General features: G+C 72.4%; 11 protein-coding genes. 10 read left to right on the top strand and 1 reads right to left on the bottom strand.

Annotated features, from left to right (window positions below):
* Nucleotides 1-232 precede the first annotated feature (232 nt).
* Entirely contained in the window at nucleotides 233-1,258 is a 1,026-nt protein-coding gene (locus NPS70_RS02165; protein WP_256522021.1) for a LacI family DNA-binding transcriptional regulator, read from the bottom strand.
* Between the two features lie 349 nt (nucleotides 1,259-1,607).
* Here NPS70_RS02165 and NPS70_RS02160 point away from each other — a divergent pair, with 349 nt between their 5' ends.
* The 10 genes from NPS70_RS02160 to NPS70_RS02115 all read left to right on the top strand — a co-directional run bounded on the left by NPS70_RS02160 (nucleotide 1,608) and on the right by NPS70_RS02115 (nucleotide 17,342).
* Entirely contained in the window at nucleotides 1,608-2,885 is a 1,278-nt protein-coding gene (locus tag NPS70_RS02160; RefSeq protein WP_256522020.1) for an extracellular solute-binding protein, read from the top strand.
* Between the two features lie 21 nt (nucleotides 2,886-2,906).
* On the top strand, nucleotides 2,907-3,917 hold the full coding sequence (locus NPS70_RS02155) for a carbohydrate ABC transporter permease (protein ID WP_256522019.1): 1,011 nt from the start codon (nucleotides 2,907-2,909) through the stop codon (nucleotides 3,915-3,917).
* Nucleotides 3,914-4,765: a carbohydrate ABC transporter permease gene (locus tag NPS70_RS02150; RefSeq protein ID WP_256522018.1), complete on the top strand. Its 852-nt coding sequence runs from the start codon at nucleotides 3,914-3,916 to the stop codon at nucleotides 4,763-4,765. Before NPS70_RS02155 ends, NPS70_RS02150 begins: the two co-directional genes overlap by 4 nt.
* A gap of 132 nt (nucleotides 4,766-4,897) precedes the next feature.
* Entirely contained in the window at nucleotides 4,898-6,547 is a 1,650-nt protein-coding gene (locus NPS70_RS02145; RefSeq protein WP_256522017.1) for a glycoside hydrolase family 13 protein, read from the top strand.
* Nucleotides 6,544-7,593 (top strand): LacI family DNA-binding transcriptional regulator, encoded by a 1,050-nt coding sequence (locus tag NPS70_RS02140; RefSeq protein ID WP_256522012.1) that lies wholly within the window; start codon nucleotides 6,544-6,546, stop codon nucleotides 7,591-7,593. The genes NPS70_RS02145 and NPS70_RS02140 overlap by 4 nt, the downstream gene beginning before the upstream one ends.
* Before the next feature lie 502 nt (nucleotides 7,594-8,095).
* Nucleotides 8,096-9,793 carry a carbohydrate-binding module family 20 domain-containing protein gene (locus NPS70_RS02135; protein WP_256522011.1) on the top strand — a complete coding sequence of 566 codons (1,698 nt, stop codon included), beginning with the start codon at nucleotides 8,096-8,098 and terminating at the stop codon, nucleotides 9,791-9,793.
* A 120-nt stretch (nucleotides 9,794-9,913) separates the two neighbouring features.
* Nucleotides 9,914-15,307 (top strand): pullulanase-type alpha-1,6-glucosidase, encoded by a 5,394-nt coding sequence (gene pulA / locus NPS70_RS02130; protein ID WP_256522010.1) that lies wholly within the window; start codon nucleotides 9,914-9,916, stop codon nucleotides 15,305-15,307.
* Nucleotides 15,308-15,379: 72 nt separating this feature from the next.
* Nucleotides 15,380-15,784: a cell division protein SepF gene (locus NPS70_RS02125; protein ID WP_256522003.1), complete on the top strand. Its 405-nt coding sequence runs from the start codon at nucleotides 15,380-15,382 to the stop codon at nucleotides 15,782-15,784.
* A 56-nt stretch (nucleotides 15,785-15,840) separates the two neighbouring features.
* Nucleotides 15,841-17,013 (top strand): AAA family ATPase, encoded by a 1,173-nt coding sequence (locus NPS70_RS02120; RefSeq protein WP_256522002.1) that lies wholly within the window; start codon nucleotides 15,841-15,843, stop codon nucleotides 17,011-17,013.
* Nucleotides 17,010-17,342 (top strand): nucleotide pyrophosphohydrolase, encoded by a 333-nt coding sequence (locus NPS70_RS02115; protein WP_256522000.1) that lies wholly within the window; start codon nucleotides 17,010-17,012, stop codon nucleotides 17,340-17,342. The genes NPS70_RS02120 and NPS70_RS02115 overlap by 4 nt, the downstream gene beginning before the upstream one ends.
* Nucleotides 17,343-17,450 lie beyond the last annotated feature (108 nt).

The raw sequence follows: 17,450 nt of genomic DNA, 5'->3' as shown, positions 1-17,450 counted from the left end.
GGCCGGGCGGCACACCCGGGCGCGGAGAGCGCGGGCGGGCCCGCTGCCCGGCGCCGCCCGGAGGGATGCGTTCCTGGAGCCGCCACGCCGCCGTGGAGACCCCTCGGGCCTCCGGCCGCCGTCCGAGAGGAAGGATCGCGGCGGACCGCAGCCTCCGGTCCCGGGCGGGACCGGCGACCGCGCGGCCGTTGCCGCGGCGGCAACGCACCCCGCCGGGGAGGGAGGGGACCGCTCAGGCCCGGCCCACGGGGGCCGAAGCCGTGGACCCCCGCACGACCAGCTCCGGCATGAAGACGAACTCGCTGTGCGGGGCGGGCGTGCCCCCTATCTCCTCCAGCAGGGCGCGCACCGCGGCCTGCCCCATGGCCTGCACGGGCTGCCGGACCGTCGTCAGCGGGGGATCGGTGAAGGCTATGAGCGGCGAGTCGTCGAAGCCGACCACCGACACGTCCTCCGGAACCCGCAGTCCCTGCTGCCGTGCCGCCCGCACGGCGCCCAGCGCCATCATGTCGCTCGCGCACACCACCGCCGTGCAGCCCCGGGCGATGAGTGCGGCGGCGGCCGCCTGGCCGCCCTCCAGGGTGTAGAGGGAGTGCTGGACCAGCGCCTGCGCCTCCTCCCCGGTCAGCCCGACGTGCTCCGCCATCGCCCGCTCGAAGCCCTCGATCTTCCGCAGCACCGGCACGAAGCGCCGCGGCCCGACGGCCAGCCCGATCCGGGAGTGCCCGAGCGAGGCCAGGTGCCCCACCGCCAGGTGCATGGCCGCCCTGTCGTCGGGGGAGACGAACGGCGCCTGCACCGCCGGGGAGAAGCCGTTGACGAGGACGTGTGGCACCCCCTGGGCGCGCAGCCGGTCGTAGCGCCCGGTGTCGGCGGTGGTGTCCGCGTGCAGTCCGGAGACGAAGATGATCCCGGCGACACCGCGATCGACCAGCATCTCGGTCAGCTCGTCCTCGGTGGAGCCGCCGGGAGTCTGCGTCGCCAGGACGGGGGTGTACCCCTGGCGGGTCAGCGCCTGGCCGATGACCTGCGCGAGCGCGGGGAAGATGGGGTTGTCCAGCTCGGGGGTTATCAGCCCGACCAGTCCGGCGCTGCTGCGGCGCAGCCGGACGGGCCGCTCGTAGCCGAGCACGTCGAGTGCGGCGAGAACGGACTCGCGGGTGGCCGCGGCCACGCCGGGCTTGCCGTTGAGCACGCGGCTGACTGTGGCTTCACTGACCCCCGCCTGGGCTGCGATGTCGGCGAGCCGCGCGGTCATGGAAGGGGACTGTACCGGGCGGTGGGTGAATTGCCCACCAGGTGTGTGATCGGTGCGTTCGTCCGCACCCGGCGAGAGGCTCGTCACAGCGCTGCAAAGTCTTGCGGAGGTCTTGCCGAAGTCTTGCGGGGCCGGGCACCCTGGTTCCGCCGCCGTGTCAAGCGAGTGAACGGCAACTCTCCAGACACGCGGATGTAACGATCCCCCCGGCTTGCAGAAAGTTGCCGCAAGGTCTTTCCGATGGTTTTCAGCCCTGTTACGTTCCTGGCAACCCGGCACCGCGAGGAAGCGGTCGGCGGGAGGCCAGGTCTGAGCCTCCGCCCTTCCGGGCTTCACTGAAGGAGTTCACATGCGGCGTGGCATAGCGGCCACCGCTCTGGTCGCGGCACTGGCCGTGTCGGCGACGGCGTGCGGTGGGGACAACGGCGGCGAGAGCGGCGGCAAGAGCGCGGGCGGCGAGCTCAGCGGCACCGTCACCTGGTGGGACACCTCCACGGTCGGCAGCGAGGACAAGGTCTTCAAGAAGATCGCCGAGGACTTCACCAAGCTCCACCCCGAGGTGAAGGTCAACTACGTCAACGTCCCGTTCGGTGAGGCGCAGAACAAGTTCAAGAACGCCGCCCAGGCGGGTTCCGGCGCCCCGGACGTGATCCGCTCGGAGGTCGCCTGGACCCCCGAGTTCGCCGACCTGGGCTACCTCGCCCCGCTCGACGGCACCTCCGCGCTGAAGGACGAGAAGGACTTCCTTCCGCAGGCCGCGGCGTCCACCAGGTACGACGGCAAGACCTACGCGGTGCCGCAGGTCATCGACTCCATGGGCGTCTTCTACAACAAGAAGATCTTCAAGGAGGCCGGCGTCGAGGTCCCCACGACCATCGACGAGCTGAAGACCGTCGCCGCCGCCATCAAGGACAAGACCGGCAAGACCGGCCTCTACCTCCGCGGTGACGACGCCTACTGGTTCCTCTCCTTCCTCTACGGCGAGGGCGGCGACCTGGTCGACGCGGAGAAGAAGCAGGTCACCGTCGACGGCGGGGCCGGCGTCAAGGCGATGAAGGTCGTCAAGGACCTGGTGGACTCCAAGGCCGCGATCACCGACGCCACCAACGGCTGGGACAACATGCAGGCGTCCTTCAAGGACGGCAAGGTCGCCATGATGATCAACGGCCCCTGGGCCGTGACGGACACCTACGCCGGCGCCGAGTTCGCCGACAGGTCCAACCTCGGCATCGCCCCCGTCCCGGCCGGCTCCGCCGGTCAGGGCGCCCCGCAGGGAGGCCACAACCTGGCCGTCTACGCGGGCTCCGGGAACCTGGAGGCCTCCTACGCCTTCACCGAGTACATGACCTCCGCCGAGACCCAGGCCAAGGTCGCCAAGGAGCTCAGCCTGCTCCCCACCCGCAACTCGGTCTACTCCCAGCCCGGCGTCGCCTCCAACGAGATCGTCGGCTTCTTCCGCCCGGTCGTCGACAAGGCGGTCGAGCGCCCCTGGATCCCCGAGACCGGCTCCCTCTTCGCCCCGCTCCAGACCGAGTACACCAAGGTCCTGACGGGCCAGACCACGCCGGAGAACGGCGCCAAGGCGACCGCCGAGGAGTACCGCAAGCTCCTCAAGGACTGGAAGTAACCGAGGAAGGTTGACCGGCTGATGGCTGTGGACACCAGCAGCCAGACGGTGGCGAAGGCCGCGGGCGAGAGCGCCCGCGGCCGGAGCCGCCGTGCTGGCAGGCCCGCGGGGAAGCTCCGCCGCTCCCTCTCCACGCACTGGTACGCGTGGGCGATGGTCGCCCCGGTGACGATCGTGATCGCCGTGATCATCGGATACCCCCTGCTGCGGGGCGTCTACCTGTCGCTCACCGACGCCACCGAGCGCAACGTCGCCCGGACCATCGGCGTCAACGAGATCCCCGCGACCTACGAGTTCGTGGGACTGGACAACTACGCGGCGGCCCTGTCCAGCAGCCAGTTCTTCGACACCCTCGGCTGGACCGTGGTGTGGACGGTCTGCTGTGTGGGCGTCACCTTCGTGCTGGGACTCGTCCTGGCGAACATGCTCAACCGCCGCATCGCCGGCCGCTCGCTGTACCGGATGATGATCATCCTGCCGTGGGCCGTGCCCGGGTTCGTCTCGGTCTTCGCCTGGCGCTTCCTCTACGACGAGCGCCGCGGCCTGCTCAACCAGATCCTCGGCGGCGCCGGCATCGACGCGGTGCCCTGGCTCAACGACCCGACCTGGGCGAAGCTCGCCGTCATCACCGTCAACGTCTGGCTGGGCGTCCCGTTCATGATGGTCGCGCTCCTCGGCGGCCTGCAGTCCATCCCCGGCGAGCTCTACGAGGCGGCCGAGATGGACGGGGCCAACGCCTGGCAGCGGTTCCGCAACATCACCCTCCCCGGTCTCCGCTCGGTCAGCACCACGGTCGTGCTGCTCAGCACCATCTGGACCTTCAACATGTTCCCGGTGATCTTCCTCCTCACCCGGGGCGGCCCCGGCGAGGCGACGCAGATCCTCGTGACCCAGGCGTACCGGTTCTCCTTCGAGATCAGCCCGCGGGACTTCGCCCAGTCCTCCACGTGGGGCGTGCTGATCCTGGTGCTCCTGATGCTCGTCGCCGCAGCCTACCGGCGGGCCCTTCGCAAGCAGGGAGAAGTCTGGTGACCACCGCAGTCGACACCCCCCGCCGCGGGCGGCGCACCCCGCTCGCCTCGCTCGGCCTGCACGGAGGCCTGCTGCTGGCCTCCGCGGTCGCCGTGTTCCCCGTCGTGTGGGTGCTGCTCACCTCGCTCAAGCCGGCGAAGTACGCGACCACCACGGACTTCGTCAAGGAGGCGACCCTCGAGAACTACACCGGGCTGCTCAGCGACACCCCGTTCCTCACCTGGTTCGGGAACTCGCTGGTCGTCGCGGGCCTGACCACGCTCCTCGGCGTGGTCATCGCCGCCACCACCGGATACGCCGTCAGCCGCTTCCGCTTCCCGGGCAAGCGGGGGCTGATGTGGACGCTGCTGATCACGCAGATGTTCCCGGTCGCCGTCCTCATCGTGCCGATCTACAACATCATGTCGTCCATCGGCCTGCTCAACCACGCGGCCGGCCTGATCATCACCTACCTGACCATCGCCGTGCCCTTCTGCGCCTGGATGATGAAGGGCTTCTTCGACACCATTCCCCTGGAGATCGACGAGTCGGGCCAGGTGGACGGCCTCACCCCGTTCGGCACCTTCTGGCGGCTCATCCTGCCGCTCGCCAAGCCGGGCATCGCCGTGACGGCCTTCTACTCGTTCATCACCGCCTGGGGAGAGGTCGCCTACGCCTCCGCCTTCATGGTCGGCGACGAGAACATGACTCTCGCGGGCGGCCTCCAGAAGTTCGTCAACCAGTACGGCGCCCAGTGGGGGCCGATGACCGCCGCCTCGGTGCTCATCGCCATCCCGGCGATGATCGTGTTCCTCTTCGCCCAGCGGCACCTGGTGACCGGCATGTCGGCCGGCGCCGTCAAGGGCTAGACCGTGAGCGGACGTCCCGCGAACCGGGACGTCCGCCGCAACGACGACCTCCCGCGCCTATGAAGCCGCGGCGCCGGTCCCGGCCTGTACCCGGGCCGGCGCCGCACCCACCCCATGACTTCCAGGGATGACATGACCCAGCACCTTGCCGCCCCCGCCGCCCCCACCTCCGGCACGGACACGGGCTGGTGGCGCGACGCGGTGATCTACCAGGTCTACCCGCGCAGCTTCGCCGACGGAAACGGCGACGGCATGGGCGATCTGGAGGGCATCCGCAGCCGGCTGCCGTACCTGCGCGACCTCGGCGTCGACGCCGTGTGGCTGAGCCCCTTCTACGCGTCCCCCCAGGCCGACGCCGGATACGACGTCGCCGACTACCGCGCCATCGACCCCATGTTCGGCAGTCTCCTGGACGCCGACGCCGTCATCCGCGAGGGCCACGCCCTCGGGCTGAGGATCATCGTCGACCTGGTGCCCAACCACTCCTCCGACCAGCACGAGTGGTTCCAGCGCGCCCTGCGCGAGGGCCCCGGCTCCCCGCTCAGGGAGCGCTACCACTTCCGCCCCGGCAAGGGACCCGACGGCGCACTGCCCCCGAACGACTGGGAGTCCATCTTCGGCGGCCCGGCATGGACCCGGGTCGAGGACGGCGAGTGGTACCTGCACCTCTTCGCCCCCGAGCAGCCCGACTTCAACTGGGAGCACCCGGCCGTCCACGACGAGTTCCGCTCCATCCTGCGCTTCTGGCTGGACATGGGGGTCGACGGCTTCCGGGTCGACGTCGCCCACGGCCTGGTCAAGGCCCCCGGGCTCCCCGACATCGGGCGGCACGACCAGCTGAAGCTGCTCGGCAACGACGTCATGCCCTTCTTCGACCAGGACGGCGTCCACGAGGTCTACCGCTCCTGGCGCCGGGTGCTGTCCGAGTACGGCGACGAGCGCATCCTGGTCGCGGAGGCGTGGACGCCGACGGTGGAGCGCACCGCCAACTACGTCCGCCCCGACGAGATGCACCAGGCGTTCAACTTCCAGTACCTGGGCACCCACTGGGACGCGGCCGAACTGCGCGCCGTCATCGACCAGTCCCTCGCCGCGATGCGCCCCGTCGGAGCCCCCGCGACCTGGGTGCTCTCCAACCACGACGTGACCCGCCACGCCACCCGCTTCGCCAACCCGCCCGGCCTCGGCACCCAGCTCCGCGAGCCGGGCGACCGCGAACTCGGCCTGCGCCGCGCCCGCGCCGCGACCCTGCTGGCCCTCGCCCTTCCTGGCTCCCTGTACCTCTACCAGGGCGAGGAACTCGGCCTCCCGGACGTCACCGACCTGCCCGACGAGGTCCGCCAGGACCCGTCCTTCTGGCGCGCCAGCGGCCAGGACGGCTACCGCGACGGCTGCCGGGTCCCGATCCCGTGGACCTCCGAGGGGACCTCCTACGGCTTCGGCAGCGGCGGCAGCTGGCTGCCGCAGCCCGCGCAGTGGGGTGCCCTGAGCGTGGAGGCCCAGACCGGGGACCCCCACTCCACCCTGGAGCTCTACCGCAGCGCCCTGGCCGTCCGCCGGGCCCAGCCGGGCCTGGGCGCAGGCTCCGCGGTGACCTGGCTGGAGGCCCCCGAGGGCGTGCTGGCCTTCGCCCGCGAGGGGTTCGTGTGCCTGGCCAACACCACCGGGGAGCCGGTCCGCGTCCCCGCCCCCGGGCGGATGCTGCTCGCCAACGACACCGTCGCCGTCGAGGGGGGCGAGGCCGTGGTGCCCGCCGACACCACCGTCTGGTGGGCCGTATGACGGTGGTGCCGCCTCGGGGCGGCAGCGTCCTCGCCCCGAGGCTCGCCGACCTGGCGCTCCAGGCGCAGGTCAGCGAGGCCACCGTCAGCCGGGTCCTCAACGGCAAGGCGGGCGTGGCCGCGGCCACACGCCACCGGGTGCTCGCCGCGCTCGACGTGCTCGGATACGAGCGCCCGGTGCGGCTGCGCCAGCGCAGCGCCGGGCTCGTCGGCCTCATCACCCCCGAGCTGACGAACCCGATCTTCCCGGCGTTCGCCCAGGTCATCGAGCAGGCCCTGGCGGGACACGGCTACACGCCGGTGCTGTGCACCCAGTCACCCGGCGGCTGCACGGAGGACGAACTCGTCGAGCAGCTGGAGCAGCGAGGGGTCACCGGGATCGTCTTTCTCTGCGGACTCCATTCGGACACCACGGCGGACCCGTCCCGCTACCTCAAGCTCGCCCAGGAGGGCGTGCCGTTCGTCCTGATCAACGGCTACAACGAGGCCGTGCCCGCCCCCGTCGTCTCGCCCGACGACCGGGCCGCGGCGTGGATGGCCGTGCGCCACCTGGTGGAGCTGGGCCACGAGCGCGTCGGCCTGGCCATCGGACCCACCCGCTTCGTGCCCTCCCAGCGCAAGGCCGAGGGCTTCGTCGAGGCGCTGGTGTCCCTGCTGGGGGTCGGCGAACAGGAGGCGGGGAGCCTCGTCCAGCGCACGCTGTTCTCCGTCGAGGGCGGCCAGGCGGCCGCCGGGCTGCTGCTCGACCAGGGGTGCACCGGCATCTTCTGCGGCAGCGACATGATGGCCCTGGGGGCGATCAGGGCGGCGCACGAACGGGGTCTCGACGTACCCCGCGACGTCTCGGTGATCGGCTTCGACGACTCGCCGCTGATCGCCTTCACGAACCCGCCGCTCACCACGGTGCGGCAGCCGGTGCACGCCATGGCGACGGCCGCGGTCGGCGCGCTGACCGAGGAGATCGAGGGGAACCCGGTCCAGCGCACGGAGTTCGTCTTCCAGCCGGAGCTGGTGGTGCGCGGCTCCACCGGGGCCCCGCGCCGCTGAGGGGGCGCCGGACTCCGGCGGCATCCGCGCCTCAAGGGCCCCGTGCCCGCCCGTCACCGGGCGGGCACGGGGCTTTCGCGCGTGTGCGGGGCTTTCCCGTAGCTGCGCCGGGCAGCCGGAAGGGCGAACGGGCCATCGCGCGGCTGCGGGCTGCGCCGGGCGGTAGGGGCCGGTGGACCGGCCCGGCCGGCCGGGCGCGTGGGACCCGGTACGGACCGGGTCCTCCGGCCGGCCGGACCGGAGTCGCCGTTGAAAGTAACACCACCGCAATGACTTGCGAAAGAGTTTGCGAAGACGGAACTTCCCTGTGTGCGCGGTGACATGAAGCATCCGACCGAGACCGGTTCGAAGGCTTGACCGGGTCGCTACCGGGTCGTACGGTCACGTCCGCAACAAGTTTCAGACTTCTTGCGCAACACCTCTCATGTGGCCTTGCGGGCATGGCGCGTTGCCGTACGAGGCTTCCCTCGCATCCGCACCTCCCCGACCGCAGGAGGACAGAATGGCCGCAAGAACCGTGGCCGCAGCGCTCGCCGTCATGGTGGGGGCCGCCGCCGCCGTCACGGCTCCCCCCACCCCCGCCGAGGCCGCCCCGCCCGGCGCGAAGGACGTCACCGCGGTGATGTTCGAATGGACCTTCCCCTCCGTCGCCCGGGCCTGCACCGATGTGCTGGGGCCCGCGGGCTACGGCTTCGTGCAGGTGTCACCCCCGCAGGAGCACATCCAGGGCGGCCAGTGGTGGACCTCCTACCAGCCCGTCAGCTACCGGATCGCCGGGCGCCTCGGCGACCGCGCCGCCTTCTCGGCGATGGTCGACAGCTGCCACGCCGCCGGGGTGAAGGTCGTCGCGGACGCCGTGGTGAACCACATGGCGGCGGGCAACGGCACCGGCACCGGGGGCTCCCCGTACACCAAGTACGGCTACCCGGGGATCTACTCCGCACCCGACTTCGACAACTGCACCAGCCAGGTCGTCGACTACCGGGACCGCTTCAACGTCCAGGAGTGCGAACTGGTCGGCCTCGCCGACCTGGACACCGGCGAGGAGTACGTCCGCGACCGGATCGCGGCCTACCTCGACGACCTGCGCTCGCTCGGGGTGGACGGCTTCCGCATCGACGCCTCCAAGCACATGGCCGCGGCCGACCTCGCGGCCGTCAAGTCCCGGCTGTCCGACCCGGGGGTCCACTGGAAGCACGAGGCCATCCACGGCGAGGGCGAGGCCGTCTCCCCGTCCGAGTACCTGGGCAGCGGCGACGTCCAGGAGTTCCGCTACGCCCGGGCCCTGAAGCAGGTCTTCCGCAACGAGAACCTCGCCTACCTGAAGAACTTCGGCACCGCCTGGGGCTTCATGGACTCCGCGAAGTCCGCCGTGTTCGTCGCCAACCACGACACCGAGCGGGGCGGCGACACCCTCACCTACAAGGACGGCTCGGCTTACACCCTGGCCCATGTCTTCATGCTGGCCTGGCCCTACGGCTCACCGGACGTGCACTCCGGATACGAGTTCACCGACCACGACGCCGGCCCGCCGAACGGAGGCCGGGTGGACGCCTGCCACCGCGACGGCTGGACGTGCCAGCACGCCTGGCGCGAGATCTCCTCCATGGTCGCCTTCCGCAACACCGCCCACGGGCAGGGCGTCACCGACTGGTGGGACGACGGCGGCGACCGGATCGCCTTCGGGCGTGGCGACCGGGCCTATGTGGCGATCAACCACGACGGCTCCGCCTTCACCCGCACCTTCCAGACCTCGCTGCCCTCCGGTGCCTACTGCGACGTGCAGAGCGGGCGGAGCGTCACGGTCGACGGCTCGGGACGCTTCACGGCCACCCTCGCCGCCGGCACCGCCGTGGCGCTGCACGCGGGCGCCCGCAGCTGCTCCGGGGGCACCGACCCCGATCCCGTCGCCGCCGCGTCCTTCGCGGTGAACGCCACCACCACCTGGGGCCAGAACATCTACGTCACCGGCGACCGCGCCGAGCTCGGCGGCTGGAACCCGGACGCGGCGCTGAAGCTCGACCCCGCCGACTACCCCGTGTGGAAGCGGGAGGTGAGCCTCCCGGCCGGAACCGCCTTCGCCTACAAGTACCTCCGCAAGGACCAGGCCGGGAACGTCACCTGGGAGAGCGGCGCCAACCGCACCGCGACCGTCCCCGCCACCGGCACCCTCGCCCTGAACGACCTCTGGCGGCCCTGACCCCCGCCCCCTCGGCCGCACCGCGGCCCACCGCCCCGCGCCCGGCCGGGCGCGGGGCGGAACCGCGCCGGACCCACCGGCGCGCCTCCCCACCCCGCCCTCACCCAGGAGTACACCGCCTTGACACCCTCACCCCCGAAGCGGCGGCGCCTGATCGCCGGCGGCCTCGCGGCGGCGACGGTCGCGGCCCTCGTGTCCGCCGTCCCCGCGAGCGCCGCGCCCAAGCCGCCCCGGCCACCCTCGGACAGGGCCCTGGCCGCCGAACCGGCCCGCCACGACCTCACCCGGGAGCAGTTCTACTTCGTCCTGCCGGACCGTTTCGCCAACGGCGACAGGCGCAACGACCGCGGCGGCCTGACCGGCACCCGGCTGGACCACGGCTTCGACCCCGAGGACAAGGGCTTCTACCAGGGCGGCGACCTGAAGGGCCTCACCGAGCGGCTGGACTACATCAAGGGCCTGGGCACCACGGCCCTGTGGATGGCGCCGATCTTCAAGAACCAGCCCGTGCAGGGCGAGGGGAAGAACGCCTCCGCCGGGTACCACGGCTACTGGATCACCGACTTCACCCAGGTCGACCCCCACTTCGGGACCAACGAGGACCTGGAGCGGCTGATCGACAAGGCCCACGCCAAGGGCATGAAGGTCTTCTTCGACGTCATCACCAACCACACCGCCGACGTCGTGGACTACGAGGAGAAGTCCTACGGGTACCTCTCCAAGGGCGCCTTCCCCTATCTGACGAAGGACGGTGTCCCCTTCGACGACGCCGACTACGCCGACGGGACACGCCGCTTCCCCGCCGTGGACCGGGACTCCTTCCCGCGCACCCCCGTCGTGCCCGCCGCCAAGCGCGACCTGAAGGTTCCCGCCTGGCTCAACGACCCGGCCATGTACCACAACCGGGGGGACTCGACCTTCGCGGGCGAGTCCTCCGGGCACGGCGACTTCGCGGGACTGGACGACCTGTGGACCGAGCGGCCCGAGGTCGTCGAGGGCATGGAGCGCATCTACCGCCGCTGGGTGCGCGACTTCGACATCGACGGCTTCCGCGTCGACACCGTCAAGCACGTGAACACCGAGTTCTGGACCCAGTGGGCGACGGCGCTCGACGCCTACGCCGCCAGGCGCGGTCGTGACGACTTCTTCATGTTCGGCGAGGTCTACTCCGCCGACCCCGCCGTCACCGCCCCCTACGTCACCGAGGGCCGCCTCGACGCCACCCTCGACTTCCCCTTCCAGGAGGCCGCCCGCGCCTTCTCCTCACAGGGCGCACCGGCCCGGAGGCTGGCGGAGCTCTTCGCGCAGGACTACCGCTACACCACCGACAAGGCCAACGCCTACGAGTCGGTGCCCTTCCTCGGCAACCACGACATGGGCCGGTTCGGCACCTTCCTGAAGCAGGACAACCCCCGCGCCGACGACGCCGAACTGCTGCGCCGCTACCGGCTCGCCAACGAGCTGATGTTCCTCACCCGCGGCAACCCGGTCGTCTACGCGGGCGACGAGCAGGGCTTCACGGGAGCGGGCGGCGACAAGGACGCCCGCCAGCCGCTGTTCGCGTCCGGGACCGCCGACTACCTCGACGACGACCTGATCGGCACCGACCGCACCCACGCCGAGGACGCCTACGACACCGGCCACCCGCTGTACCGCCAGATAGCGCAGCTGTCCCGGCTGACCGCCCGCCACCCCGCCCTGCGCGACGGCGTACAGCAGGAGCGCCTCGCCGAGGGCCCCGTGTACGCCTTCTCCCGTATCGACGCCGGGACCCGGACCGAGTACCTGGTCGCCGCGAACAGCTCCACCGAGCCGCGTACCGTCGAGGTCCCCACGGGCTCCGCCGGCATGCCCTTCGGTGCCCTCCACGGCGTCGGCACCGGGGCCACCAGCGGGTCCGACGGACGGGTGCGCGTCACCGTCCCCGCCCTCGGCACCCTGGTGCTGAAGGCCGCCCGTCCGCTCGCCCACGCCGCACAGCCGCCCTCCCTCACCCTGGAGGCCCCGGAGGCCGGAGCCACCGGCACCGTCGCGCTGACCGCCGACGTCACCGGGGGGCGGCCCGACCGGGTCGTCTTCGCCGCGCAGACCGGCAACGGCCGCTGGAAGGTGCTCGGTTCGGCCGACCACGCTCCCTACCGGGTCACCCACCGGATCGACGCCCCCGCCGGAACGCCGCTGCGCTACAAGGCCGTCGTCGTGGACAGCGCCGGACGCACCGCGAGCGCCACCGCCGCGACCACCAGCGGCGCACCCGAGGTCCCCCGGCCGCCGACCGCCGTCGAGCGCGACCACGCTGTCGTCCACTACCACCGCCCCGACGGCGACTACGCGGACTGGAACCTGTACACCTGGGGCGACGTCGCCGAGGGCGAGTCCACACCCTGGCCGACGGGCAAGCCGTTCACCGGCCGCGACGCCTACGGGGCCTTCGCCTACGTGAAGCTCAGGCCCGGTGCCACCTCCGTCGGCTTCATCCCCGTGAACCGCGACGGGGTCAAGGACACCGATGCCGACCGCGCCATCGACCTGACCCGCACCGGCGAGGTCTGGATCGAGCAGGGCAGCCCCGAGGTCCTGGAGCAGGCCCCCGAAGGCGCCTACCCGCCGCCGGACACCGGCACCGCGACCCTGCACTACCACCGCCCCGACGGCGACTACGAGGGCTGGGGCCTGCACACCTGGACCGGCGCGGCCGAGCCCACCGACTGGTCCGCGCCGCTGCGGCCGGTCCGCACCGACGCCTACGGCGCGGTCTTCGAGGTGCCCCTCGCCCCCGGCGCCACCTCCCTCTCCTACATCGTGCACCGGGGCGACGAGAAGGACCTGCCCGCCGACCAGTCCCTCGACCTCGGCGCCACCGGCCACGAGGTGTGGCTGCTGGCCGGGCAGGAGAGGTACCTGCTGCCCCAGCCGAAGGGCGGCGGCGCGGCCCTGGACCTCGGCACCTCCTACGCGCTCTGGATCGACCGGGACACGCTCGTGTGGGACGGCGGCGACGCGGCGGCCGCCACCTCCCTGCTGTACGCCCGCGACGGGGGGATCTCCGTCGAGGACGGCACCCTGAGCGGCGAGCACCGCGTCCTGCGGCTGCATCCCGGGCAGCTGACCGACGCCCAGCGGAAGCGCTTCCCGCACCTCGCCGGGCAGAACGCCTTCACCGTCGACGCACGCGACCGCAACCGGGTCCGCGAGGCGCTCAGGGGGCAGGTCGTCGCCGCCCGCCACACCGCCGCGGGCGCGGTCCTCGGTGCCACGGGCGTGCAGCTCGCGGGCGTCCTGGACGACCTGTACGCGGCCGAGGCCACCCGGGCCGAACTCGGCGCCGTCTTCGACCGCAGGGGACGGCCCACCCTCCGGCTCTGGGCGCCGACCGCCCAGCGGGTCGCGCTGGAGATCGGCGGCCGCACCGTGCCCATGCGGCGCGACGAGGCCAGCGGGGTCTGGTCGGTGAGAGGCGGCAGAGGCTGGAAGGGGCAGAGCTACCGCTACCGGGTGACGGTCTGGGCGCCCAGCGTCGCCAAGGTCGTCACCAACACGGTCACCGACCCCTATGCGCTGGCCCTGACCGCCGACTCCGAGAAGAGCATCGTGGTCGACCTCGCCGACCGCTCACTGGCGCCCGCCGGCTGGGACCGGCTGCGCAAACCCGCCGCCGTCCCGCTGCGCGACGCGCAGATCCAGGAGCTGCACATCCGCGACTTCTCCGTCGCCGACTCCACCGCCGACCCCCGGCTCCGGGGGACCTACCTCGCCTTCACCGACCGCGACAGCGCCGGCTCCAGGCACCTGCGCGCCCTGGCCGACGCCGGCACCTCCTACGTCCACCTGCTTCCCGCCTTCGACATCGGCACCATCCCCGAGAAGCCCGCGGACCGCGGCGAGCCCGCCTGCGAGCTGTCGGTCTACGCCCCCGACTCCGCCGAGCAGCAGGCGTGCGTGGCCGAGTCGGCGGCGAAGGACGCCTACAACTGGGGCTACGACCCGCTGCACTACACCGTCCCCGAGGGCTCCTACGCCACCGACCCGGACGGCACCCGCCGGACCGTCGAGTTCCGCCGCATGGTGCAGGCACTCAACGGGCAGGGCCTGCGCACGGTCATGGACGTGGTCTACAACCACACCGTGGCGGCCGGGCAGTCCGGGAAGTCCGTCCTCGACCGGATCGTGCCCGGCTACTACCAGCGCCTGCTCGCCGACGGCTCCGTCGCCACGTCGACCTGCTGCGCCAACACCGCGCCCGAGAACGCCATGATGGGCAAGCTGGTGGTGGACTCGGTCGTCACCTGGGCGCGCGAGTACAAGGTCGACGGCTTCCGCTTCGACCTGATGGGACACCACCCCAAGGAGAACATCCTCGCCGTGCGTGCCGCCCTGGACGAGCTGACCCCGGCCCGCGACGGCGTCGACGGCAAGGCCGTCGTCCTGTACGGCGAGGGCTGGAACTTCGGCGAGGTCGCCGACGACGCCCGCTTCGTCCAGGCCACGCAGGAGAACATGGCGGGCACCGGCATCGCCACCTTCTCCGACCGGGCCCGCGACGCGGTACGCGGCGGAGGCCCCTTCGACGAGGACCCCGGAGTGCAGGGCTTCGCGTCGGGCCTGTACACCGAACCCAACGGCTCCCCGGCCAACGGCACTCCCGCCGAGCAGAAGGCCCGGCTGCTGCACTACCAGGACCTGCTGAAGGTCGGCCTGTCCGGCAACCTCGCCTCCTACCGGTTCACGGACACCTCCGGCCGCGAGGTGACGGGCGCCGAGGTCGACTACAACGGCTCCCCGGCCGGGTACGCCGCCGCCCCCGGCGAGGCGCTGGCCTACGCGGACGCCCACGACAACGAGACGCTCTACGACGCCCTGGCCTACAAGCTCCCGCCCGGCACCCCGCCCGCGGACCGGGCCAGGATGCAGGTCCTCGCGATGGCCACCGCGGCCCTCTCGCAGGGCCCCGCGCTCTCCCAGGCGGGGACGGACCTGCTCCGCTCCAAGTCGCTGGACCGCAACTCCTACGACAGCGGCGACTGGTTCAACGCGATCCACTGGGACTGCCGGGACGGCAACGGCTTCGGCCGCGGCCTTCCGCCGGCCGCGGACAACGAGGCCAAGTGGCCGCACGCCAGGCCGCTGCTGGCGGACCCGTCGCTGAAGGCCGGCTGCCCGCAGATCACGCACGCCTCGGCCGCCTACCGGGACCTGCTGCGCATCCGCACCTCGGAGGACGCCTTCTCCCTCGGAACGGCCCGCCGGGTCCAGCGGGAGCTGTCCTTCCCGCTGTCGGGCCCCGGGGAGACACCGGGCGTGGTCACCATGCGGCTGGGCGGGCTGGTGGTCGTCTTCAACGCCACCGCCGAGCGGCAGGACCAGGAGCTCGCCCCGCTCGCCGGTGAGCGCTACGTCCTCCACCCGGTGCAGCGGCACGGCTCCGACCCGGTGGTGAAGTCCGCCGCCTACGACCGGGGTTCGGGCACCTTCACGGTGCCCCCGCGCACCGTCGCGGTCTTCGCCCGCGGCTGACCCCCGCCGCCCGGTGCCCCTCACCCCGTGTCGCAGTTGGGCCGAACGGGTGAGGGGCGCCAGGATGGTCCCATGAGTAGGTACGAGAGGTACGACGTCACCGACGAGCAGTGGGAGGGCCTTGCCCGGGTGGTGCCGCTGCGCGGCCGGGACGCATGGCCGTCGCGGGCGGACCACCGCACCGTTCCCGGGGAGTACGGCGGCACCGCCGAGGGGGAGCGCCGACTGGTGGTGCTGAGGGTGCAGGTCTTCTCCGACGCCCGGGACGTGGCCGAGTACCTCATCGACCGCACCCCGGTGCTGCTCGACCTGACCGCCGCGGACGCCGACGTGGCCAAGCGGATCCTCGACTTCAGCAGCGGTGTGGTCTTCGGCCTGGGCAGCGCGATGCACCGGGTGGACCGGAACGTCTTCCTGCTGGCGCCTCCCGGGACCGAGGTCGACGGTTCCGCGGAGGCTGCCGTACCCCATTCGTAGGAAGCCCGAGGCGCCGGAACGGTTCCTCGTGGATCTTGCTGCGTACGGTCCGGCCCATGGACTCCACGCCGTCTCCGGCCCGCCCCGGCGCCCCGCGCCCGGCCGCCCCGGGAGCAGCCCGCCCGTCCGTCACCGAACTGCGGCTCTCGGCCTTCCGCGCCCACCGCGCGGCCACCCTGCCGATCGCCCCGCTGACCCTCTTCGCGGGCAGCAGCGGCAGCGGCAAGACCACGGCCCTGCACGCCTTCGAGGCCCTGGCCCGGCTCGCCGCCGGCCGGGGCCTCGACCGCTCGGTACCCGATCCGGCGGGGTGCGTGCCGGAGTGGTCCCGGCCCGACCGCCAGGGCCGGCGCGGCTTCCGCCTCGGCTGCACGGCCGACGGCCCCGAGGGGCCCGTGCTCCTCGACCTCGCCGTCCAGGTCGAGCCGGAGCTCCGCATCGTCGGGGAGCGGCTGACCTGCGGCGGGCGGGTCCTGCTCGCGACCGCGCTGCGCGACCCGCGCAGGCGCAGCGTGGAGGCGAGCTGGCACACCTCCGGCACGGGAGGCGTCACCCGGGCCGCGCTGCCCGACGACCGGCTGGCGACCGCGCTGCTCCCGCTGCACGTGGCGGGCCGCACCACGGCACAGCTCCGCGTGCTGGCCGCCGCCGAGCAGGTGGTGATGGCGCTGCGGCCGGTGTTCTCGTGCGATCCCCGCCCCGAGCGCATGCGGGCCCCGGTGCCCGCCGGTCCGGGCCGGCTGCGGCGCGGGTGCGACAACCTCGCCGAGGTCCTCTACCGCACCCGCAGCGAGTGCGCCCGCCGGCATGCGCGCCTGGTGGGCGCGGCCCGGCTGGGCTGTGCGGGGGAGGTGGCCGACGTCCGTGCGGAGGCGGCGGACGACGGCACGGTCCGGGCGCTCCTCGCCCGCGGGCCGGGCCGTCCGGACACCCCCGTCGGGCGGCTGGGGGAGGGGGAGTTGCGCTACCTCGCGCTCGCGCTGGTCCTGCTGACCGGCCCCGGCGTGCTGGCCGTGGACGCGGTCGCCGAGGTGCCGCAGGCCTACCAGTCCCTCACGGTGCTGGCGGACGGCCTGGACCGCGGCCTCGACCCCGCGCAGGCCCGCCATCTGACCGCCCTGGCCGCGGAGATGTGCGCCCGGGGGCACATCCGCCTCCTCGGCGCGGTGGCGGACGGCTCCTGTGCGAGCGGGGTCCCGGGGGCGGCGGTGGTAGACCTGGGGGCATGACGAGAGACGAGCGACCGGACCTGGCCGATCTGCAGCGGACGGTGGTCGGGTTCGCGGCCGCCCGCGGCTGGGGGACGTACCACAACCCGAAGAACCTCGCCTCGGCGCTGAGCGTCGAGGCCGCCGAACTGATGGAGATCTTCCAGTGGCTGACCCCCGAGGAGTCGGCGGCGGTGATGGAGGACGAGTCGACGGCGCACCGGGTCCGCGACGAGGTGGCGGACGTGCTCGCCTATCTGCTCCAGTTCTGCGAGGTGCTCGGCGTCGACCCGGGCCAGGCGCTGCGCGAGAAGGTCGAACGCAACGAGAGCCGGTTCCCTCTCGACTAGTTCGTCACTCTTCGGAGTCATCGAAGTATCCACAACTGCCTGGCTGTCCACAGATTTCCGAATTCCCCTGGCTTTTCTGGTCGATGACCTTCACTCTGGGTAGTGAAG

The sequence above is a fragment of the Streptomyces sp. C10-9-1 genome (assembly GCF_024497955.1).
GTDB lineage: Bacteria > Actinomycetota > Actinomycetes > Streptomycetales > Streptomycetaceae > Streptomyces > Streptomyces sanyensis.
This window is presented reverse-complemented; position numbering and strand designations above follow the sequence as displayed.

Coding starts and splice junctions, on each gene's coding strand:
- NPS70_RS02165 (WP_256522021.1), bottom strand. CDS start 1,258: ATGACCGCGCGGCTCGCCGACATCGCAGCCCAGGCGGGGGTCAGTGAA.
- NPS70_RS02160 (WP_256522020.1), top strand. CDS start 1,608: ATGCGGCGTGGCATAGCGGCCACCGCTCTGGTCGCGGCACTGGCCGTG.
- NPS70_RS02155 (WP_256522019.1), top strand. CDS start 2,907: ATGGCTGTGGACACCAGCAGCCAGACGGTGGCGAAGGCCGCGGGCGAG.
- NPS70_RS02145 (WP_256522017.1), top strand. CDS start 4,898: ATGACCCAGCACCTTGCCGCCCCCGCCGCCCCCACCTCCGGCACGGAC.
- NPS70_RS02140 (WP_256522012.1), top strand. CDS start 6,544: ATGACGGTGGTGCCGCCTCGGGGCGGCAGCGTCCTCGCCCCGAGGCTC.
- NPS70_RS02135 (WP_256522011.1), top strand. CDS start 8,096: ATGGCCGCAAGAACCGTGGCCGCAGCGCTCGCCGTCATGGTGGGGGCC.
- NPS70_RS02125 (WP_256522003.1), top strand. CDS start 15,380: ATGAGTAGGTACGAGAGGTACGACGTCACCGACGAGCAGTGGGAGGGC.
- NPS70_RS02120 (WP_256522002.1), top strand. CDS start 15,841: ATGGACTCCACGCCGTCTCCGGCCCGCCCCGGCGCCCCGCGCCCGGCC.
- NPS70_RS02115 (WP_256522000.1), top strand. CDS start 17,010: ATGACGAGAGACGAGCGACCGGACCTGGCCGATCTGCAGCGGACGGTG.